The 22,459-nt window shown below is 28.5% G+C and carries 18 protein-coding genes; 17 read left to right on the top strand and 1 reads right to left on the bottom strand.

The annotated features are described in order from the left end of the window. The first annotated feature begins 101 nt into the window (after window positions 1-101). The 16 genes from ABDZ93_RS16900 to ABDZ93_RS16825 all read left to right on the top strand — a co-directional run bounded on the left by ABDZ93_RS16900 (window position 102) and on the right by ABDZ93_RS16825 (window position 20,490). Window positions 102-401: a hypothetical protein gene (locus tag ABDZ93_RS16900; protein ID WP_343827677.1), complete on the top strand. Its 300-nt coding sequence runs from the start codon at window positions 102-104 to the stop codon at window positions 399-401. Window positions 402-486: 85 nt separating this feature from the next. Then, on the top strand, window positions 487-1,302 hold the full coding sequence (locus ABDZ93_RS16895) for a DNRLRE domain-containing protein (RefSeq protein WP_343827676.1): 816 nt from the start codon (window positions 487-489) through the stop codon (window positions 1,300-1,302). A 176-nt stretch (window positions 1,303-1,478) separates the two neighbouring features. Further along, window positions 1,479-2,471 carry a glycosyltransferase gene (locus tag ABDZ93_RS16890; protein ID WP_343827675.1) on the top strand — a complete coding sequence of 331 codons (993 nt, stop codon included), beginning with the start codon at window positions 1,479-1,481 and terminating at the stop codon, window positions 2,469-2,471. A 6-nt stretch (window positions 2,472-2,477) separates the two neighbouring features. After that, window positions 2,478-2,771 (top strand): glycosyltransferase family A protein, encoded by a 294-nt coding sequence (locus tag ABDZ93_RS16885; protein ID WP_343827902.1) that lies wholly within the window; start codon window positions 2,478-2,480, stop codon window positions 2,769-2,771. A gap of 183 nt (window positions 2,772-2,954) precedes the next feature. Further along, entirely contained in the window at window positions 2,955-3,368 is a 414-nt protein-coding gene (locus ABDZ93_RS16880; RefSeq protein ID WP_343827674.1) for a hypothetical protein, read from the top strand. 401 nt (window positions 3,369-3,769) lie between these two features. After that, the gene (locus tag ABDZ93_RS16875) at window positions 3,770-4,987 is read left to right on the top strand and encodes an HlyD family secretion protein (protein WP_343827673.1); all 1,218 of its coding nucleotides are present in this window, start codon (window positions 3,770-3,772) and stop codon (window positions 4,985-4,987) included. A gap of 2 nt (window positions 4,988-4,989) precedes the next feature. Then, complete coding sequence (locus ABDZ93_RS16870) at window positions 4,990-5,661, top strand: ABC transporter ATP-binding protein (RefSeq protein ID WP_343827672.1); 672 nt, start codon at window positions 4,990-4,992, stop codon at window positions 5,659-5,661. Beyond that, window positions 5,662-6,864 (top strand): ABC transporter permease, encoded by a 1,203-nt coding sequence (locus tag ABDZ93_RS16865; protein WP_343827671.1) that lies wholly within the window; start codon window positions 5,662-5,664, stop codon window positions 6,862-6,864. Between the two features lie 409 nt (window positions 6,865-7,273). Next, complete coding sequence (locus ABDZ93_RS16860; protein WP_343827670.1) at window positions 7,274-9,847, top strand: polysaccharide deacetylase family protein; 2,574 nt, start codon at window positions 7,274-7,276, stop codon at window positions 9,845-9,847. A 46-nt stretch (window positions 9,848-9,893) separates the two neighbouring features. Next, the gene (locus ABDZ93_RS16855) at window positions 9,894-11,762 is read left to right on the top strand and encodes a glycosyltransferase family 2 protein (RefSeq protein WP_343827669.1); all 1,869 of its coding nucleotides are present in this window, start codon (window positions 9,894-9,896) and stop codon (window positions 11,760-11,762) included. Next, complete coding sequence (locus ABDZ93_RS16850) at window positions 11,752-13,434, top strand: polysaccharide deacetylase family protein (RefSeq protein ID WP_343827668.1); 1,683 nt, start codon at window positions 11,752-11,754, stop codon at window positions 13,432-13,434. Before ABDZ93_RS16855 ends, ABDZ93_RS16850 begins: the two co-directional genes overlap by 11 nt. A 16-nt stretch (window positions 13,435-13,450) precedes the next feature. Further along, complete coding sequence (locus tag ABDZ93_RS16845; RefSeq protein ID WP_343827667.1) at window positions 13,451-14,515, top strand: glycosyl hydrolase family 18 protein; 1,065 nt, start codon at window positions 13,451-13,453, stop codon at window positions 14,513-14,515. Window positions 14,516-14,907: 392 nt separating this feature from the next. Further along, a complete protein-coding gene (locus ABDZ93_RS16840; protein ID WP_343827666.1) occupies window positions 14,908-18,543 on the top strand; it encodes an AAA family ATPase in 3,636 nt (1,211 codons plus the stop codon). Between the two features lie 4 nt (window positions 18,544-18,547). Beyond that, window positions 18,548-18,997 carry a hypothetical protein gene (locus ABDZ93_RS16835; RefSeq protein ID WP_343827665.1) on the top strand — a complete coding sequence of 150 codons (450 nt, stop codon included), beginning with the start codon at window positions 18,548-18,550 and terminating at the stop codon, window positions 18,995-18,997. 4 nt (window positions 18,998-19,001) lie between these two features. Continuing rightward, on the top strand, window positions 19,002-19,691 hold the full coding sequence (locus tag ABDZ93_RS16830; protein WP_343827664.1) for a hypothetical protein: 690 nt from the start codon (window positions 19,002-19,004) through the stop codon (window positions 19,689-19,691). 370 nt (window positions 19,692-20,061) lie between these two features. Then, window positions 20,062-20,490 carry a bacteriohemerythrin gene (locus tag ABDZ93_RS16825; RefSeq protein WP_343827663.1) on the top strand — a complete coding sequence of 143 codons (429 nt, stop codon included), beginning with the start codon at window positions 20,062-20,064 and terminating at the stop codon, window positions 20,488-20,490. A gap of 24 nt (window positions 20,491-20,514) precedes the next feature. Here ABDZ93_RS16825 and ABDZ93_RS16820 read toward each other — a convergent pair whose 3' ends face one another. Beyond that, on the bottom strand, window positions 20,515-21,198 hold the full coding sequence (locus ABDZ93_RS16820; RefSeq protein ID WP_343827662.1) for a Bax inhibitor-1/YccA family protein: 684 nt from the start codon (window positions 21,196-21,198) through the stop codon (window positions 20,515-20,517). Between the two features lie 307 nt (window positions 21,199-21,505). Between ABDZ93_RS16820 and ABDZ93_RS16815 the strand changes: the two genes are divergently transcribed. Next, window positions 21,506-22,360, top strand: a complete 855-nt coding sequence (locus tag ABDZ93_RS16815) for an SDR family oxidoreductase (protein WP_343827661.1) — start codon at window positions 21,506-21,508, stop codon at window positions 22,358-22,360. The last annotated feature ends 99 nt before the right edge of the window (window positions 22,361-22,459 follow it).

The raw sequence follows: 22,459 nt of genomic DNA, 5'->3' as shown, positions 1-22,459 counted from the left end.
TAAGATTGTAAATATAAGAAGAAAAGTAACATCTTATGTACAAGCTCATATAGTATATTAGGAATAAAAATCCTGAAAATAAATTTGGGGGATGAATTTTTATGGCTTTAACAATCGATTTTGATACTCCAAAAACTGGTACACCTCGTTCTGTTGGAGTTACAGGCACTGTTGCTAGAAATAGTCTAGCTTATTTGACAATTAGACTTAATGTTACTAATGCCATTTCAGCAGGTAGAAATAGATCATTTTATAGAGTAATCACTTATGATAATACAGCAAGTGGAACATCACTAGCTGTTAATGCTTCTTATACTTTGTCAATTGTACCAAAGTTTATAGCCGGAGATACTGTTGACGAATCTACTGGTGTAATAACAGCTTGGTCATACACTATCTAGTGTTTATACTAACTATTTTAAAATGGCATGGAGCAATAAATTGCTCCATGCTTTAAATTGAGGTATTAGAAAAGAGGTGGTAGATTTGTCCAATATAATAATTTATGCTACTAAAAGTCTTACGGTAACGAGTAAAATTCCTAATGGAAATATAAATAAACCGACTATAACTGTAGGCAATGACGGGATATATAAATATATTAGTTATTTGTTTTTTGATATTTCTGACATACCAAGTAATGCATTGATTTTAAATGCAGAACTTGTATTATTTAAGACAAATAATTTTTATGATGATTGTAGGAAAATATTTTCAATATACCCACTATTTGATTATTTCAGCACTTATACAACTTTCAATAATCGACCAGAAGTAAATATCAATATTAAAAAAAATTTTCATCCAATAACTTCAGATGTGGCTATAACAGTGGATTTAACCGATTTTGTTGTATTATGGTTACAGAACAAATTAAGTAATACAGGTATAGCACTATTTGATAAAAGTAATAGTATTCTTACACAATTTGGTTCTTCAATATGTAAGGACACATATCTTGTTCCATTTTTAAAAGTGGTCATTGGAGATGAGTGTAACAATTGTAAAAAATGTGATTGTTATAAGGGATGCAATTGTTGTAATCAAGGCGAAGGTACTTTAAGACAGGTGAATGTTATAGGAACTGTTGCGGAGAATTCAAAATATGCAGCTATAGTAAATATTGGAGTGACAAGAAAGGGCACTGGGCATACAGATAATTATTATGTTGCTGATGAGTATAACAATTTATCAGGAAGTAGCCCTCTTTATGTAGATAAAACCTATAATATCGCAATAGTACCAAAGGAAAATCCAGAAGATGTAGAGACTATAAATTTTTATGGTTCTTATAAGGAGTAGATTATTGTTTTCTACTATAGTTAGTAATCTTTTGTTGGTATAGTAATATAAAACGTGATGATTACTAATTAACATAAGCAATGGTAAAGTGTATAAGAGGTTTTATTGGATAGGTTACCAATAGAATAAGGAGCTATCTTTAAACTACTGAATGTAAATAGTGAAGGAGAAGTAATATGGTTGAAAATGTTAGTAGTATAACAGTTAATTCTAAGGAAAGTAATAAAAAAAATATAGTCTTTTTTGTAAAGCCGGGGCTAGATAATTTTTTAGAAGATATTATTGATGGATTAGCGCACGAATATACAACTAGAAAAATAGTTGTAACAAATTTAAAACAAATTGATGAAGAGATGAAATGGGCTGATATATGCTGGTTTGAGTGGTGTGATGAATTAATATCTTATGGAAGTAAACTTATCATTGCTAATGAAAAGAAAATTATATGTAGAATACACAGTTATGAATCATTTACAGATTATCCATGTAATGTTTACTGGGAAAATGTTAATAAAATCATATTTGTAGCAGAACATATAAGGAATTTTACTATTAATAATTTTAATATAGATAAAGAAAAGACAATAGTAATTCCTAATGGTATAGATATTTCTAAATGGACTTTTCAAGATAGAAAACCTGGATTTAATATTGCGTATGTAGGGTATATAAACTATAAGAAAGGACCTATGCTATTGTTTCATACTTTTAAAGCTATATATGATAAAAATAACCAATATAAATTATTTATTGCTGGTAAATTTCAAGATGCTAGAGATATTTTGTATTTTAATCAAATGATAAAAGAATTTCGATTAGAAGATAATGTAGTTTATGAGGGGTGGCAGGACAACCTAGATAAGTGGCTAGAAGATAAAAATTATATATTATGTACAAGTATTTTGGAATCGCAAAACATCAGTATTATGCAAGCTATGGTAAAAGGAATAAAACCCATAATCCATAATTTTGTCGGTGCAAAAGAAATATATCCTCAGTATTTAGTTTGGAATACAATAAATGATGCAGTTGAGATGATAACTGATAGTAAATATAATTCACAAGAATATAGTTATTTTATTAAGAGTGGTTTTGAATTTCAGGATCAAATAGAAAAACTAAAGTCATTATTTATAGGTCTATATGAAATAAAAAAAAGCAAGAATTGAGCAACCATTAATCACTATAGGATAACAAATTATAATGGTAGGCAATACTTATCAAAATGTGTAGATTCTTTTATAAATCAAAATTATCCCAATATAGAAATTTTACTTATGGATGACTATTCAACAGACGGTTCTGATGAAATAATCAAAAATTATGTAATTGCTCAATTTTATTATGACCAAATTCAAAATCATTTAAACGTGAAGACAATACCAAAATATATAAAAGGGAATGTTCCTAAAGAAGACATAATGAAATACTACTATATATTTGCCAAAGAAGGGATGGAGTATATTTAGGGTTGATTTAGCTATTAAAGGGATAGTTATTTTAGAGATTATATATAAATTAGTAATATAATAATGATCAATATATTTTTAGGTTTTAAAAAAGTAATTTTAAGCAATATATATAAAATAATTTAAATTTATGGTAAAATTGTATTAGTAATTATTATAAATTATATAAGGGGGAATAATAAAATGGAAAAAAAGACAAGAGGATTTTGGACCACATTAGTATTAGTTATTTACATTATTGGAGGAGTGAGTTCAATAATAACTGCATTCACCAATAAGTCAATGGCTCAAATAGTTCCGGAGGTTGCGCTTAGCAGTGGTATGATAGTATATTCAATTATATCTGCAATAATAATAATTATTATAACTATAGGAATTTTCATGTGGAAAAAGATTGCTATATATGCCTTAGCAGTTTACTATCCTGTTAACTTTTTAATAAGTTTAATTATGATGGATTATAGTATGGGGGTACCAGTAGTAATTGGTTCAATAATTGGTGGAATAATAGGTATTGTAATAGCATATTTAATAGTATTTAGTTTACTAAAAAAAATAAAATATAACGAAGAAGTAGAAAATTCAATGAATGTATAAAATCAATGTATGATAAACGGGGCGTCGCAAAATAAGATAATCTAAATAAATATTGAATAAGCACTTATATTATTAACGCTCAGCTGTTTCTGAATATTGATTTACTAAAGCATTTATTCAAGTAAAATCTACAACACAACAACTCGTATATATCCAAATAAGTTGTGTTGCTTACGATTTTACCATTCATAAATACTAAGTAATAAAATATTCATGGAGGTTCTTCTAATAAATTAGAAGAACTAAGTTCGAATAACTAAATCCAAGATTTAGATTCTTACTTATCTAAATGGCATTTGCTAACAATAATATTAAAGTGCATCTTCAATATTTTATATAAGATTAGTAATGTATTTTGCGAAAGCCCCATTTATTTTAAAATAGGACAAGGAGTGAAGAATTTGAAGACGAACTTAAATCTTTCTAAAAAGAAAAAGGGTATCCTTATTGCTGCGGGAATATCGTTATTTATAATACTGGTAGCAGTAATTATTATTATAAAACTTAGAGTGCCTAAAGAAGAATCTGTAATTACTAGAGAAGAAAGCTATGAGATTCAAGGTCAGGAGACACTAAAATTTAATGGTGTTAGTGCTATAAGTAATGAACAAAAAATTCTAGTTGATAAGTCACAAGGCGAATTAAAAGATATTAAAGTTGAAGATGGACAAGAGGTAAAAGTAGGAGATGTACTATTTTCTTATCATAACACTGCAGTTGAAGATCAAATAGCGCAATATGATAGACAAATAACTGCTAATAGTGATAAAACTTCTAGGGTCAATAAAGATAAGAATAAAATTAGTACAAGTATTAGTCAGCTACAAGCAGATTTAAATACTACCAATGGTGAGTTAAATAAAATTCAGAGTGATATATCTAAGCTTAGTACATCAGAGGAAAAAGCTAATCAAGAGAAATATAATGAATTAATGAAAATGAAAGATGGGCTTGAAAGTAAACAGATAGGGATATCTCAACAAATAGAGGCATTAAAAGGTCAATCTAGTGGATTAGATACTGAAATAACTACTTATGAGGAAAGTAATAAGTCAGCAGTAACTGAAAGAGATATTTTGAAGAAAAAAATGGAAAAGGATATAGTTGCAGAAATAGATGGAGTAGTAAAAATAGATAATAAAGGTATAGATGATCCTACTAAAGTGTATATGAGGATAATATCTAAGGAGCCTTTAGTTAAAGCAGAAGTTTCTGAATTTGACGTAAAAAATATAAAAGTAGATGATAGTGTAATGTTAAAGGTTATTAGTAGTGGAGAATATGTGAAAGGTACTATAACTGAAATCGATGAGCTACCTATAGAAGGGCCTGAAAGAACCACAACAGGGTATAACTTTTACATAAAACCAGAGAAGGATATTAGAATAGGGTTTAGTCTAGAGGTTAGGTGTAATTATAAAGGAATAGAAATACCTAAAGATTATGTGTATGAAGAAGACTCAAAGATACATGTACTTAAGGAAAAGGCAGATTCCTATGAAGATATAGAGATAAATACGATTTTTGAAGATGATACTTATTATTTATTAGATGGAGCTATAGGAGTAGGAGATAGGTTGATTAAAAATCCTTCTGAGGTATTAGAAGGGAGTAAGTAACTATGATTGAATTAAAAGACATAAATAAGTTTTATGTTACTGGAGATGAGACTCTTCAGGCATTAAAAAATGTTAATTTAAAAATAGATAAGGGTGAGTTCTTAGCAATAATGGGACCATCAGGTTCAGGTAAATCAACTCTTATGAAAATATTAGGTTTATTAGATAAAAAATTTGCTGGAAGCTATACATTTTTAGATAAGGAAATAAGTTCTTTTTCAGATGATGCTCTAAGTAAATTTAGAAATGAAAAGATAGGATTTGTATTTCAAGATTTTAATCTTATAAAAAGACTTTCTATAAAAGAGAATATTGAGATACCAATGCTTTATAGGGGTCATAGAGTTAAGGAAACAAAGAAACGAGTTGTAGAACTGTTAAAAAAAGTTAATCTTGAGAGTAAGATTAATAAGTATCCTACTGAATTATCAGGAGGACAGCAACAAAGGGTATCTATTGCTAGAGCATTAATAAATAATCCAGATATAATAATTGCAGATGAGCCTACAGGAGCGTTAGATAGTCATACATCTAAAGAAATAATGGGGATGTTTAAGGAGCTTAATAATGAAGGCATTACTATAATTTTAATTACCCATGATATTAATGTAGCAAGACAAGCTAATCGAGTAATGTCTATCTTCGATGGTGAGCTTAAGGAAGGAGAATTTTAGATGAAACTTAGTGTTCTAATTTTTTCTGCTTTAAGAAATCTTATGAGAAATAGAAAAAGATCTTTTTTAACAATGGTAGGTATAATAATAGGAATAGCAGCAGTTATTACTATAGTTGCGCTAGGAGAGGGATATAAAAATAAAACTATAAAAGATTTCACCGGTGAGAATGAAGGAAAAGTTATATTAAATGCAGCGTTTATGCCATCAGATATGGAGCATGCTAATATGGCGAGTAGTGGTTTTAATAATAATGATAAAAAATCAGTAGAGGTACTACAAGGAGTTGAATCTGTAGAATATATATATTCAAGCAATGAGCAGGGTGAATATGTAGATTTACAGGTGAGGGGAGCTACAATTAAAGGTATGGCTTCGAAGGTAGAAAAGACTGATTCTCCTAAAATAATAGGCAGAAATTTAAGTGAGAAGGATAATGAAAATTCTACAAGAACTATGGTAGTAAAAGAAAGTGTACTTAAAGATAAGTTTGACAAAAAGGAAGATTTAATTGGAGGCATTGCAACATTAAAGGGTATTAACTTTGAAATTGTAGGTATTATAGAATCTGATGAAGAAGAGGAATTTAGCTTTAGCTTTTCACCAGATATTCAAATTCCTGAAAATACTTATAATAAGTTTTTTCCGCCTAGTGATGTAATTCAAGGGTTAAGTATAGCATTAGGTAATGGAGCAGATGTAAAGGACGCTACTAAGAAGATAGAAAATACTCTTAATGATGTAGGTTCTAAAAAGTCTGAAGGTAAATATAGTGTTATGGATACTAGCGGAATAATAAAAATGATGGGTTCAGTATTAAATACATTAACCTTATTTATTGCTGGAGTTGCAGGAATATCATTATTTATTGCGGGAATAGGAGTTATGAACATGGTTTATACTTCTGTTTCTGAGAGAACTTTAGAAATTGGAATCAAGAGATCAATAGGAGCCAGAAGAAAAGATATAAAGAGAGAGTTTTTAGTAGAAGGAGTTGTTATTACTGTCACTGGTGGAATAATAGGATATGTACTAGGTATAATAATTGCTAACATTATATCTTATTTTATGCATATGGCAATAATACCAAGTCTATTTACTGCATCTGTAGCTATAGGAATTTCTATATTTATAGGTATAGTATCTAGTATAATTCCTGCCAATAAGGCTGCTAGTGCAAATACAATTGACATACTAAAATAAAACAGTGGTAGACTTTTTAAGTTAAAGGTCTACCACTTATATATTTCTCAAGGTTTACTATTATATTAGAATATGAATTATACAAGTAAGTATGTTATGTGCTTGGATAGTAATTAAGATTTTTATGCTTGCTAATGAATCTAAGTTTTTAGAAAATGTTAAATAATGATATATCAATACTCAATTATATATATAAATAATTGAATAACTTAAAGAAAACTGTTGAATAATCAATGTGATATTCAACAGTTTTTAGTTTATATTATGAATTATAATATATTGATTTTAAATAAAATATTGTGGTATAATTGTATATCATTTCAATAATCGATAATTATTGTTTATTGAAATGAGTTATTCTTAAAGTTAAAATATTAATAAAGTCTTAAATAAATGGAGAAGAGAAAATATGAAGAAAAAGTGGATTAGTATCACAATAGTTATAGCCATTACTATAGGGTTAGCTGTCTTTACATATAAGAGTTGCATAAAGAATAATGGTACTGAAGATATGATTATAAATGAGAAAAATAAGTATGATGCATCAGAAGAAATAAAGAATGCATTAAATTTATTTAGTAGTAGTAAAAAAGCTGAGATTATAACAAATGCAAAAACTTCATCTAATATAGTAGCTTTATCCTTTGAGGGGATGAGTGATGCTACTACTATGGGGAAAATAGTAGAGCTATTGAATGAGTATGATATAAAGGCAAATTTTTTTATACCCGGTGTTAAAGCAGGAGAAGACCCTACCACAGTAAAAAATATTAAAAAAGCTGGTCATGAAATAGGAAGTGAAACTCTTTCAGATACTAAGCATATGGAAAGGCTATCGCAGAAAGAATTAATCACTGATTTTTGCCGTGCTAATAAGGTGTTAGAAACTATAACTAATGAAAAGCCAATTTTATTAAAATGTAAGTCTACTACATATACTGATGAAGTGCTATCTGCAGCCTATGCTTCCGGTAATAAGTATGTAGTTCATAGTGATCATTATATTAGCTATCAAAGTTTTAAGGATTATGGACAGGTTCAGAATTATGTAAATAAATTAGATAATGGTACAATTATTTCTATTAAACTTAATGGTGTTCTTGATGATTTTGAATATGAAACAGAAAAAGAAGATGAAAAGCCAGCTATAGATAAAGAGGCAGGTATAGATGAATCTACTATGGATGAAAAAGAAGAAATAACTGTTGTTAAAATTGTAGAATGGTTATTGAAGGCCATAGATGAGCAGGAAATGTCAGTTGTACAAGTGAATGACTTAGTAGGTATGAAAAGTAATAGTGAAACTTCATCACCTGAAAATATATCAAATAAAGATGAGCTTTATATAGATGAAAGTTATAAAGAAGAAAATAATAGTTCACAAGGAAATAGTGAAGAAAAGAATCCTTTAGATTTAGTAAATTTTAAGGAGTTAATAGAAAAAAACAATGGTAGTCTTGCTCCTAATATTTCAGAGTTTTATACTACTAATAAAGCTTTATCTTATACCTTTAGAGGATTAAGTGATGAAGCTGTATTAAATTCAGTTTTAACATCTTTAGATAAAATAAATGCTAAAGGAACTTTCTTTGTTACTAAGGATGAAATAGAAAAATACCCAGAGAGAATTGCTACCATATTAAAGAAAGGCCATGAAATTGGCAATGGAGGAATAACTACTAGTTCAAGTTTATTAGACAAATCTACAGAAGAAATTTGTAAAGAAATATATGAAGTAGATAAATTATTAAGGAAGATAGGTGTAGACACAAAAGCATATATGCCTGGATATGGCTACGTAGATGCTGAGGTTCAAGAAGCTTTATCTGTTATTAATAAAATTGATGATATTAAGGGTTATGAATTATTTACTTATTCTAAATCTCCTATTAATCATAAATACAAAAACATGAATGCTGAAGAAATTGTAAGGGATTACCTTAATGTAAATACCTATATGTCATTAAGAAAAGGTGAGATTGTTTATTTTAGACTAGATTCAAATTTATTCGAAGAGAGTACTACTGTAGCAAATATTATTGAATTAATTACCGAAAATTATGTAAAAAATGGACATGCTAATAAATATAATAAAGCAACACAATCCTATAATTTAGTTGAAAAGCCCTTGAATTATTCTGTTGTGACTTTAAGTGAATTACAAAATACTATGGAGTCAGTTTCCCAATTAGGGAGATATAGGATGCAGAGGGATAATACTAACTCATTAATGAGAAGAGCTTATGAAGATGCCTTATCTATAATGAAAACTAATTATATTGGAAATAAATATGTAGATTTAAGTGATTTAAGTGAAGAAGAACAGATGTTGATGGATAAAACAGGAACTATTGATACCAATGGTGAAGATGTGATTTTCTTTACATTTGATGATTGGGGAGGAGATCCTATTGTTAATGAGATATTAGATGTACTCAATAAACATGAAGTAAAGGGAAGCTTTTTTGTAATATCAAAGTATATTGATACTAATAGTGATGTATCTAATGCTAATCCTAATTTACTTAGAACCATTGCATTTAATGGTCATGATATTGGAAGTCATAATTATAATCATGAAACTTTAGATGCAAACAAGAATGAGTTGGATATTTCTCTAGTTAAATCATATGATGTTATGGCTAATGTTATAGGCGATTTAAATTCATTAAGACCATATTTTAGACCACCAACTTTACTTGTAAAAAAGGAAGGACTAGCACAGGTATTTGAAAGTGGATTTAAATATTCTATTAATGGAAATATTTCAACTCATGATTATGAAAGTAGTTCTTCACAAGAAATTGTTGATTCACTAGAAGAAAATTTAATTAAAGGTAGAGGAAATATTATAGTAATGCACATGAATAATCAAAGTTATTATACGGCAGAAGCTTTAGATATTTTCTTAACTAATAATGAGAATGGAGTGTATGGAACAAAGTATAAAATTGCAAAGCTAAGCGATTATTTAGAAAAATAATTTTTATAACATTATGAGGAGTTTTACAAATGAGGTTAGAGATTATATGAAAAAAATAAAAAAAGATGAAACCTACGATGTCCTTTTAAATCCCCGTAAAGATAGACGACTATTGTCAAATGTTCCTGATAAAGAAGAAATCAGAAACAATATTGATCGTAGAGGATATCAGGTATTAGATGAACATAAAGAAGATCCTAGTGCCTTTATAATGAGTAGGAATGCTGGAATAAGATATGTTATGAAAACGGATGTGGAAGTCACCTGTAGAAGTAGTAAGGGGAATAATAAGTTTATAGTAAAATCTTTAGATATTTCTACTACAGGGCTTTTATTAGAATTAAAAGATGAAGTACAATTAAATACAATAAGTAATGCTAAGGAAATAAAGTTAAAATTTAAAATATTACCTGGATCTATGCCTGAGGGTTATGAAATGAAGGTTAAAATTAAAGGTGAAAAGGTTAGGGATTCTATAACATCAGAAGGAAAAATTATTTGTGGAATAGAATTTGCAGAGACCTTATCAGAGTATTCTAGTAGAAAAAAAGACAGATATGTACTTGTTACTTCTAGTTTCCTTTTGTTATTTATTACATTATTTATTATATTAATGCGTGCGGAGAGTATTATATATTTCAGATTTAATAAATGGATATATCTGTATAGTATAATTGCAGCAGTATTTTTGCTTAGTAGATATTTATTTGGAATGTTATATAAGCCTATGCCCATAGATGTTGATTATACACCAGGTGTAACCATTATTATTCCATGCTTTAATGAAGAGGAATGGATTGAAAGAACAATTTTAAGCTGCATTAATCAAGATTATCCCATTGATAAATTAGAAGTTATAGTGGTAGATGATTGTTCTAATGATAGGTCTGTAGAAAAAATTAAAGAAACCATTGATAAATTAAGTAATGAGGCAGAGAGATTTGATACAAAATATAGATTGAAATATTTTGTGCAGGAGGAAAATCTAGGTAAAAGGGATGCTCTTAGCAGAGGAGTTAAAGAAGCTAAACATGAATTAGTTGTATTTGTTGATTCAGATAGCTTTTTAGATCCCTTTGCTATAAGAAATTTAGTTCAGCCCTTTAAAGATCCTAAAATGGGAGGAGTATCAGGAAGAACTGATGTGGCAAATACATACACTAATGTATTAACAAAGATGCAATCAGTGCGTTATTACATAGCCTTTAGAATTATGAAGGCAGCAGAATCATATTTTGATGCTGTCACCTGTTTATCAGGACCATTAGCTTGTTATAAAAAACAAATAATTCTAGACAATATGGATGCATGGTTAAATCAAAGATTCTTAGGACAGAAGGCAACTTTTGGAGATGACCGTGCTATGACTAATTTTGTGTTAAAAGGTCATCGAACAAGTTATCAAGATGCTGCAATTTGTTCTACTATTGTACCTAATAAGTATAAAGTATTTCTTAAGCAACAAATGAGGTGGAAACGTTCATGGCTAAGAGAATCAATAATTGCAGGTAAATTTATGTGGAAAAAAGAGCCCTTTATGGCGGTTTTCTTTTATATGGGGGTAGTAGTTCCTATTGTAGCTCCAATAGTTGTTACATATAACTTAATTTATGTTCCCATTATCCATAAAATATTTCCAACAACCTTCTTAGTAGGAATATTGATGATGGCTTTAATGATGAGTTTTGCTCAAATGTTTCTTAGAAAAAGTACAACATGGGTTTTTGGTATGGTATTTTGCATTTATTATGAGGCAGTATTATTGTGGCAGATGCCTATTGCATGGGTAACCTTTTGGAAATCTACATGGGGTACGCGAATGACTCCTAGCGATATAAAAGCTCAAAAGAAGAGGGAGCAGAGAGCTACTTCCAGTAAGCTTAAGAAAAGAGGAGGGAAAAATAGTGAAAAGTAATACTTTTTCTCCTAAAAAGAAAGATAGGATTAAGATAGCAAGAGGTATATTACAAGGAATTATTTTAATTATATTGTTAATAGCTATTATAAAAGCTTTATTTTCATTCTCTGTATATGAGCCTTACAATTCATCTAAGCTAAGTAATAATCAAGATAGCGGGTTCACTACAGTATCATATTTTGGTGTGGATCGTACAGGAAGTGATACCTTAATAAGTACTAAAAGATTGGATGAACATCTTAAAGCATTAAAAGATAACGGATATGTAACAATTACGCAAAAGGATGTAATGGATTATTATTTAAAAGGTAAGGCATTACCACCTAAATCTTTATTTTTGCTATTTGAAGATGGAAGAAGAGATACGGCAATATTTTCTCAGAAAATTATAGAAGAATATAATTTAAAGGCAACCATGCTAACATATGCGGATAAGTTTGCAAAGGAAGACTCAAAATTTTTAAGTTCTAAGGATTTATTAGAGTTAGTAGAGAGCTCTTACTGGGAATTGGGCACAAATGGATATAGGCTTGAATACATAAATGTATTTGATAAAGATTCAAATTACTTAGGTAATTTAAATTCAGTTGAGTTTGCAGAATCAGCTTCAAATATCCAGAGAGATTATAATCATTATTTAATGGATTATATTAGAGATGAGTATAATATTCCGGTAGAGTCCTATGAAGAAATGAAACAACGTATAGATGGTGACTATGAGGCTTTATCTAAAGTGTATACTGAAGAACTTAGGCAGGTACCTAAATTATATGCTTTAATGCATTCTAATACAGGTCAATTTGGTACTAATGATAAGGTTAGCGAAATAAATGAAAAATGGATTAAAGAGTTATTTAATATGAATTTTAATAGAGAAGGTTACTCGCTAAATTCAAAAGATAATTCAATCTATGACTTAACTAGAATTCAACCACAGTCCTATTGGTCAACTAATCATTTGTTAATGAGAATTTTGGATGATACGAAGCAAGACATTGAATTTGTAGTTGGAGATGAAGAAAAAGCAAGTAAATTTAAAGAGGTATCAGGAAAAGCTGAATTTAAGGATGATACTATTATATTAACATCTTTATCAGAAGGTAAGGGTACCCTTGAACTGTTAAATAGTGATAATTATAAGGATATTAAAATATCAACAATATTAAATGGAAATATCATAGGTTCTCAAGGTATTTATTTACGCTCTAATGAAGACCAAAGTGATAGCATATGCGTTCGGATTATGAATAATGTAATAAGTATTATCGAAAATTCAAAAGGTAGTTCTAATATCATATTCTCACTAGACTTAAGTGAAAATAAAGAAGAAAAATTTGATATAAGGGATGAAGGAAGCAAAAAGATTGATATAACATTAGTTAATGATAAAATTAGTTTAGACATTGATGGTATTAATGTGGTTAAAGATTTAGTTGTAACTAATGAGAACCAAGGAAGTGTTTATTTAGAGTCTGCATGGGGAGAATATGGTTATAGCCAAAGGAATATTGCAGATGATGTATATGATGGTGTATTTAAAAAATTTAGGATAACTGATGTTAATGATAATGAATTGTATGATAGTTCACTAAAGGGTATTGATAGTATAATTTATTCACTTAGAAATTTTACTGAAAATATTATAGACTGGTTTATTAAATATTTATAGATTATAGAGGTGTCAAATGAATAAAAGAGCAAAGAATACTTGGATTATTATTACTTTGACTTTAATAATAAGTATGTTTCTATATGGATGTTCAAAAGAAAAAAATTCCTTGGGAAATAGCAATGAGGAAGATGATAGAGAAACAGTTGTAATTGAGGATAAAAAGATATTTGATGAGAATATAGATAACTTATCAGCATGGGCTACTTATTGGGATTTAGATGTTCAGGGAGAGGTTAAGTTTTTAGATAAGCAGTTAAAGGAAGTTTCCTACTTTGCAGCTTATTTTGATTCTAACAATGAACTGATAATGCCGCAGCAATTAGTAGATTACTATAATAGAACAAAGGATGAGGATTATACTAAATACCTTACTATTGTTAATGATAAAATAAATAGCAATGGAACTTCATCACTAAAGGATAAGGAACTTTTAAAATCATTGCTCACAGATTCTACTTTAAGAAGTAAACATGTTAAGGATATTATAAATTTGGCATCCAAATATGGTTTTAATGGAATAGAAATAGACTATGAACAAATTAAGGATGATATGGAATTATGGAATAATTACCTATTGTTTATTAAATATCTATATAATGAATGTGATGGGAGTAGGCTAAAATTAAGAGTTATATTGGAGCCTAATGTACCATTTGATAATCTAGAGTTTATAGAGGGGCCTACCTATGTTATGATGTGTTACAACCTTCATGGAGGATTTAGTGAACCGGGAGAAAAAGCTAATCCTCAGTTCATAAAAGAATTAATGGATAAGATGGAAAGAGTACCAGGAAGTAAAAATTTTGCCATTGCTACAGGTGGATTTAATTGGGCTTCAGATGGAAAGGTAACTTCCTTATCTGAAATGGAAGCTAAAGATTTAGTAAAAGAATATAAAGCAAAAGAGGAAAGAGACAATAAAAGCCAATGCATAGTGTTCAACTACACTGATGAGGATGGGATTGAACATGAGGTGTGGTATGCAGATAAAAACGCACTAAACTCTTGGATGCAAGTTATAAAGGAAAAAGGCTATGGTATCAGCCTTTGGAGACTTGGCGGAAATGTATTTCATTAGTTTATAATATAGACTTTTCAAAGTAATACTATATAGAAATTTCATATATAAAAAGAGTGATATTCTTGCAGATAATAAATTTGAAGGAATATCACTTTTTAATGTAATATTTTTGTATGTGTAAGGTGGATAACCTAATTTATAATTATTTGACAAAGGATATTTTTAGAAACTATAATTAATGTGGTACATATAATTATATAGGATTAAAATAGTGTGTTAATTTTATGAAAGTATATTAGTAAAGCAGTATGCTGCAACAATATGTTTTGAATATTGAGAAAAGGTATACTCTTTGTGAAAATATACAATTAAATTTTAAAAGATAGAGCATAAAATTTTAAAACTAGATATTTAAAGACTATAAAAAGTAAATATGGGGGTATAAAGAAGTGAAATTCAACAGAAAAGATATAATCGGTTTTCTTTTTCCAGAGTTACAGATAGTTGAAACTGTAAAGGAACACGGATTTATAGCAATGCCAAATAAAAGTAATAAGGAAAAGAAAATTCAAAATATGGAACAGGTATATAGTGAGGGTAATAATTATTCTAAAAATAATTTCAGAGAGATGAATAAAACTACTAAACAGAATCCAGTTAATAAATTAGATGAATCACAGAGTGGAAATGTAGCAACATATCAACATAAGGACACTTCCAAAGTGAAGACTGATGATATAGTAGATGTATTTAGTAGTATTAGAGAAGAAATTGGAACCTTAATTGTAGGACAAACAGATTATCTGGATAATCTCTGTACTGCATTTAAGCGTCCATTTATAACAGGATATGACAACTTAAAACCTAAGAATGCTATTATTATTCTTGGAAATAAAAGTACAGGAAAACATAGTAGCATATCTTGTATTGCAGATATGCTTAAACAGAGGAGAATTATTAGTAGCAATAATATTTTAAAAATAGACCTTTCTTTGTATGCTACAACTTCGGATTATGAAGTATTTTTATCTGACTTATATAAATGTTTATATGGCGAATCTGATATTGTAATGTTTGATAATTGTGATAAGTGTCATTCTAGTATTATTGATGCAATAGAATTATTAACAACCACTGGTAAATATACCCTTAGTTCAAGATATGTATTTCAAAATAACAATCTTGTTGAATCAAATGGAATGCTTTTACAAAATTCAATAAGTGAGATAAGTTCAAATAATAAGTATTTTATTTTTGTATCAGAGAAATCAGAAAATGATATGTTGAATATTTTTGGAACAAAATTTATGAATTGCATAGGAGACATACTTCATACTAAGAATTTTAATTATGAGGAACTTAGAAAGATATCATTGATACTAATTGAAGATTTAAAGATAAAATGCAGTAAAAATCTTTCAATGAATATAAGCTATGAAGATGCTATTTCTGAACTAATCATATCAAATTACAAAGTTGTATCTGGAATAAGTAGTATGAGAGATTTTGTTGATTCTAATATATATAAGCCATTAGCAGAATTTAAATTAAAAAATACTATTGAAGATAATAATGTATTTTTATCAGTTAATAATAGTGAATTAATGGTGCAAATTGATGATGAGTTTATAAAGTTAATTGATATTATGCCTCAAAAGAATGTATCTGGTATTGATGATGTTAAAAAAGAATTAGAAGGTATAGTAGGGATTGAATCTGTAAAGCAGTATATTTTTGGGCTTGAAGATAATTTGAAAATTCAAAGATTACGAGAAAATGCTGGGTTTAAGGCTACTAATATTTCAATGCATATGATATTTACAGGAAATCCTGGAACAGGTAAAACTACAATTGCACGGATAGTTGCTAAATATCTAAAAGCCCTTGGAATATTATCGCAAGGTCAATTAAGAGAAGTTACTAGAGCTGATCTTGTAGGTCAATATGTTGGACAGACAGCTAAATTAACCAATGATATTATAAAATCTTCTTTGGGAGGAGTTTTATTTATTGATGAAGCTTATGCTCTTTGTAGAGATAAACATGACACCTTTGGACTTGAAGCCATAGATACATTAGTTAAAGGAATTGAGGACAACAGAGAGGATTTAGTCGTTATCTTGGCTGGATATAAAGAAGAAATGGAAGAGTTTTTAAAAACTAATTCAGGTTTAAAGTCACGTTTTCCAAATTTAATTAATTTTGAAGACTACACACCAGAAGAAATGTATGAAATTTCATTTATTACAGCAAAATCTAAAGGATATAAGGTTTCAGAAGATTGTAAAGAGCAACTCATAAAACTATTTGAAAAAAATCAAATTAAGGGCAAAAATGATAGTGGAAATGGTCGTCTTGCTAGAAATGTAATAGAAAAGGCTATACTTAATCAATCTAAGAGATTAATAGTAGATACTAACGCACCAATGGACTTATTATGTTACGAAGATTTTAAATTTGAAGAAGTAGGTAAGTTTGATTTAGAGGAAAGTCTTTCTAAGGTTATTGGACTTGAGAATGTTAAAGAGTTTGTGAGAACTCAATATAAGTTATTAATCGCACAAGAAAAACGTAGAAAAGCAGGAATGATTGTAGATACATCACAAGCTTTAAACATGATTTTTAGCGGGAATCCAGGTACTGGAAAGACAACAATAGCAAGACTTGTTGCCGATATGTTTAAAGAGATGGGCTTGTTAAAATCAGGACATTTAATAGAAACTGATCGTAGTGGATTAGTGGCAGAATATGCAGGACAAACAGCTAAGAAAACTGGAGAGGTATTTAGATCTGCTTTAGGGGGTATCTTATTTATTGACGAAGCCTATGCATTAGCAAATGATAACAGTGGTTTTGGAAAGGAATCAATAGATACTCTCGTTAAACTCATAGAAGATTATAGAGGAGAAATAATTGTTATTCTTGCTGGATACAAGAAAGAGATGGAAGAGTTTTTAAAAACTAATTCTGGACTTCAATCTAGATTTCCACTTAATATAAATTTTCCAGATTATTCAGCAGATGAGTTATTTAAAATAGCTTTAAAGATGATTAAAGATACAGGTTTTAGGCTAGGAGATGGAGCTGGTGAATTCCTCAAGGAGGAAGTTATTTCATTGCAGAAACAGTCTAATGAACATTCTGGCAATGGACGTATGGTAAGGAATTATATTGAAGATATAATGAGAAAGCAATCAGCAAGAATTGCAATGAATGATATACTTGTAAATGAAATGAATATGATTATAAGTGAAGATATACAACCTAAAGATAAATCAATAGTTAACTTTGATTTAGAAAGTGAATTATCTAAAATTATAGGACTTGAAGAAGTTAAGGAGTATATACGTAGTTTAAATGCAAGACTTAGAGTACAAAGAGAACGCAAAAAACTTGGGCTTGCAGCAGATAATACGCAGACGCTGCATATGATATTCAAGGGTAACCCTGGAACAGGAAAAACAATGGTTGCAAGAACAGTAGCAGATGTTTTATATAATATAGGTGTCATTAAAACAAATAAGTTAATAGAAACAGATAGGTCTGGACTTGTTGCAGGATATGTTGGACAAACAGCAATAAAAACTAAGGAAAAAGTCATGGAAGCTATGGACGGTGTACTGTTCATTGACGAAGCTTATTCACTTTCACAGGGTGGAACTAATGATTTTGGAAAAGAAGCAATAGATACATTAGTAAAACTAATGGATGATTATAGAGATAGAATAGTTATCATATTAGCAGGATATAGTGATGACATGGATGAATTTCTTAATGTAAATGCTGGATTAAAATCAAGATTTCCTAATATAATAAAATTTGAAGATTACTCTACAGACGAGCTAATAGAAATATCTGGAATGTTGTTTAAGAGTAAAGGATATGAAATTGATTCGTTAGCTAAAGATAAACTTAAAGATATATTTGACATAGTAAGACTTGAAGCACAGTTTGGAAATGGACGCTATGTACGTAACTTGTATGAAAAGGCAGTGAATAACCAAGCAATGAGGTTAAGTACGGATATGGATTTAACAAAAGCGGATTTAATTACAATAATTGATTCTGATATAGAAAGGTTGTGATGAGATGAAAAAATTAAAAAATTTACTAGGATATATAATTGCTACTATTTATTTTATTTTTCCTATGTGTTTAATTTTACTAATGCTAACGTTTATGCCAATATTTTTTTTAACGGATGTTAGTACAGTTAGAAGTTCAGGGTTTGCTGGTCAAAATACAGCAGGTTTATTTATAGGTATGTGTGGGCTTTTTACTGGAGTATCTCTTCTTGTACCACCACTAAGGAAGATGTATAGAGTATTACCATGGTTATATTCATTTGTAAAAATATTCTATGTTAATCTAATAATTCTTTGTATTGGACTTCTAATATTAAATTTTGGTTATCAAACACAAAATGATACTCGTCATACTGTATTTTTTATTTTGATGATATTACAAGTAGTTATTTGTAGATTAGCAATGTGCATTTATTTCAAGACAAAGCCAGCAAAAACCATTAATGAGAGGTAAATTTATGAGTAATAAACAAAATAGTTTTAAAAAAAGTAATGATAAGATTAAGAAAGATTTTATGAATACAAATGAGAATATAAGTGAACAATTAAATATTCCTGAAAATCAGTATAGTGAGGCTCAAGGTGATAGTGAATGTGAAAAAATAAATGTAATTGAAGAAAATAATGATGAATTTAATAAAAAAGTTGAGCAAAAAAGAAAAGATAAGCCGTTAAAGGTTTTTGGATTGATATGTATTTCTTTTGGAATCTGTTTCCTTATTTCTGAAGGAATATCAAAAATAGATACTTCAGAATCAGCTAAAAATGCCCTTAAAAATAGAGTGTCCACAGCTATTTCAGCAGGAACTGTTCTCTTATCAAAGGATGAAAATGCTCAAGCACAGGATTATACTATTACACATAAATCTAATGCAAATGATACTAAAATTTGGGTTTGGGATTACGCCGGTGAGGATGGCGACTATGTACAAGTACTTGTAGACGATGCTCCATTAGGGGAAGCATTTATGATTAGACATAAACCAAAGGAAATTATTGTTCCAGCAGTAGGTGAAGTTAAAATAAAAGGAATAAAAGACGGCGGCGGTGGTATAACCTATGCAATTAGATATGATATTAATGGAACTAGCTATTTTAATGGTACCCCTGAAGGTGAATTAAATACTTATACATTAATTAAAGAGTAAAAAGTAAAGTTGTTAAATATTAAGATTAAAATGAACCCTATAGCTTAGCGCTTTGGAAGTGTCTATTGCATAGGGTTTATTTCAAAAAATAAATCTTAGTATGTAATTTATTTTATGAAAGGTTAGTTTGAAAAGATGAAAGAAAATAATAAATATATCCATTTTTAGTTTAGGTCTTCTCAAAAATGGTCAACGGAATTAAAGTAGAATTAGCATAATAAAAAATGAATATGGAATTACTAGTTTTTATTTTAAATTTTACGAATTTCAATCACATATTTTTCCTATATAAGAAATTATTTGCGTTGATAAAGTGTTTTTTTTATAATAAAATATTATATATTTATAAAATAAAAAGAAGGTATATGGAATGTTTGACTTTAAATTTGACTGGCAAGATGATTTAAATACCAATATTGAGAGAATTGATCAACAGCATAAAGAACTTTTTAAAATTGCTCGTAACATAGAACAATTATTGATAACAAAGTGTGCTACAGTAGATTCTAAAATTCTTATTGATATAATATGTGAGCTTAGAGATTATATTTCTTATAGTTTTTATGAAGAAGAGAAAATAATGAAAAAAGCTAATTACTCTAATTATGAAGAACATATAAAATCCCATGAGGAGTTAAAAAAGGTGATTATGAATATTGATCTATCAGTATTAAAGGAAAATCCTTGTGAGGAATTAAAGAAAATTAAGGATAGTATACAAGATTGGATTTTTCAGCACATGATGATAGAAGATAAAACAATGGCAGAAGAAATATTAAAGAGTCCAACTTACATCTAGAATGTAAGTTGGACTCTTTAAATTTTATTTCTTTTTACCTAAAAGGCGTATCAAGTATACAAATAAGTTAATGAAATCTAAATATAATTCTAAAGCTGCGATTATAGCAAACTTATTTGTAGTAGCAGCATCGTAACCATAATTTTGTTCATGTATTAATTTAACCTTTTGCATATCATAGGCGGTTAATGCACAGAAAACTGCAATACCAATATAATTAACTAGCATAGAGAGCTGATCAGAACCTATAAAAATATTAAATAAGCTAGCAAATAATATTCCAACAACCCCCATTATTGCAATTCTACCTACCATTGATAAGTCCTTTTTGGAGGTCATACCTATCATACTACAACAAAAAAACATAGCAGAAGCTACCACAAAAATACTTATGATAGACTCAAGACTGTAGATAGTGAATATAGCACCAAACGTAAGGCCGTTTACTATGGAATAGGTTATAAACATTGCAAAAGCAGCTTGAACAGATAGTTTATTAATTTTTCTGCTTAACAAAACTACTAAAGATAATTCTATAATAATAATACCAAATATGAAAGCAGAATTACTATAGATTAACATCATCATAGAAACATTAGTAGAAATAAAGTAACCTACAGCGAAGGTAATAATTAATCCAATGGCCATATATAATAAGGTCTTATTTATAAAATTATTTTCGCTTTTACTATATGAAATTTCATTCATAATATCACTCCTTCAATAAATATAATATATGTAATATTATACAATATATTTAGAATTAATAAATAGATTATATACATTGAAAGAAAAAATTCAGGAACTATTAATATATTTTAAAGCAATTGTAGAAGTGTTATAAGTAAAACATGAAGAAATGGAATAAGCTTGGAAAGAATTTCAATGAAATGATATAATATTTATATTGATTAAAAAATTGTTTAAGATATTAAAATAAGTGTAAAAATCATGAAAAATATCAAATTAGAATTATTAATATAAGAATGTTATTTTGATTGAGTGGGGGATAAAAATGGATAAAATATTAATTACAGGATCAGAGGGATTTTTTGCTTCAAGGTTTATAGAATACTATAGGGATAAGTATAATATTGTAGCACTTGGAAGAAATGAATTAGATATAACTGATGAAGAGAAAACTATTAAAATTGTAGAAAATCATAATCCAGATTATGTAATACATTCTGCTGCAATATCAGATACTGGAATTTGTGAAAGAAATCCAGAGTCATCTTATGACGTAAATGTTAAAGGAACCATAAATGTAGCAAAGGGATGTAAAAATTCTAATAGTAAATTGATATATTTTAGCTCAGATCAGGTATATAGCAATAATAACTCCTTAGGTCCACACAATGAGGAAAGTATTTTAACTCCTAAAACAGTATATGCTTCTCATAAAATAGAAGCTGAAAAAAAGATATTAGAATTAGTAGATGATGCAGTTATTTTAAGGATCACATGGCTTTTTAGTTTACCAGAAAGAAATAAGAAAATAAAGCCTGGTATAATTTGGAATATTATAAAAGGTGCTATGGAAAATAAAAAAATAGAATTCCCAGAGTATGACTATAGGGGGATAACTTATGTTTATGATTTAATAGAAGCTTTTGATAAGATACTCAAATTACCTGAAGGTATATATAATGCCGGTAGTGAAAATGATTTAGGTGCTTATGACATTGCTAAAATTGTATTTAATGAATTGAATTTAACTAGTAGAATTGAAGAACTTTTGATTAAAAATAGTGATAGACATAGAGATATAAGAATAGTTAATGAAAAAATTAAGAAATATGATATACATTTTTTATCAACGGAAGAAGCAATTAAAAAATGTATAAAAGATTTTTCCTTTAAAATATAGTAACAAAGAAAGTGTCACAAATTTGTGGCATTTTTTGTTTAGATTGAGTAATATAGATATTGCAAATCTAAATAATTGAAATAATTCTTTTAATTTACA

Source organism: Clostridium subterminale (genome assembly GCF_039521425.1).
GTDB lineage: Bacteria > Bacillota > Clostridia > Clostridiales > Clostridiaceae > Clostridium_J > Clostridium_J subterminale.
This window is presented reverse-complemented; position numbering and strand designations above follow the sequence as displayed.

Bases quoted from the DNA above. Each gene is read 5' to 3' on its own strand.
- ABDZ93_RS16860 (WP_343827670.1), top strand. From the start codon at position 7,274: ATGAAGAAAAAGTGGATTAGTATCACAATAGTTATAGCCATTACTATA.
- ABDZ93_RS16835 (WP_343827665.1), top strand. From the start codon at position 18,548: ATGAAAAAATTAAAAAATTTACTAGGATATATAATTGCTACTATTTAT.
- ABDZ93_RS16830 (WP_343827664.1), top strand. From the start codon at position 19,002: ATGAGTAATAAACAAAATAGTTTTAAAAAAAGTAATGATAAGATTAAG.
- ABDZ93_RS16870 (WP_343827672.1), top strand. From the start codon at position 4,990: ATGATTGAATTAAAAGACATAAATAAGTTTTATGTTACTGGAGATGAG.
- ABDZ93_RS16890 (WP_343827675.1), top strand. From the start codon at position 1,479: ATGGTTGAAAATGTTAGTAGTATAACAGTTAATTCTAAGGAAAGTAAT.
- ABDZ93_RS16825 (WP_343827663.1), top strand. From the start codon at position 20,062: ATGTTTGACTTTAAATTTGACTGGCAAGATGATTTAAATACCAATATT.
- ABDZ93_RS16855 (WP_343827669.1), top strand. From the start codon at position 9,894: ATGAAAAAAATAAAAAAAGATGAAACCTACGATGTCCTTTTAAATCCC.
- ABDZ93_RS16880 (WP_343827674.1), top strand. From the start codon at position 2,955: ATGGAAAAAAAGACAAGAGGATTTTGGACCACATTAGTATTAGTTATT.
- ABDZ93_RS16865 (WP_343827671.1), top strand. From the start codon at position 5,662: ATGAAACTTAGTGTTCTAATTTTTTCTGCTTTAAGAAATCTTATGAGA.
- ABDZ93_RS16900 (WP_343827677.1), top strand. From the start codon at position 102: ATGGCTTTAACAATCGATTTTGATACTCCAAAAACTGGTACACCTCGT.
- ABDZ93_RS16820 (WP_343827662.1), bottom strand. From the start codon at position 21,198: ATGAATGAAATTTCATATAGTAAAAGCGAAAATAATTTTATAAATAAG.
- ABDZ93_RS16845 (WP_343827667.1), top strand. From the start codon at position 13,451: ATGAATAAAAGAGCAAAGAATACTTGGATTATTATTACTTTGACTTTA.
- ABDZ93_RS16815 (WP_343827661.1), top strand. From the start codon at position 21,506: ATGGATAAAATATTAATTACAGGATCAGAGGGATTTTTTGCTTCAAGG.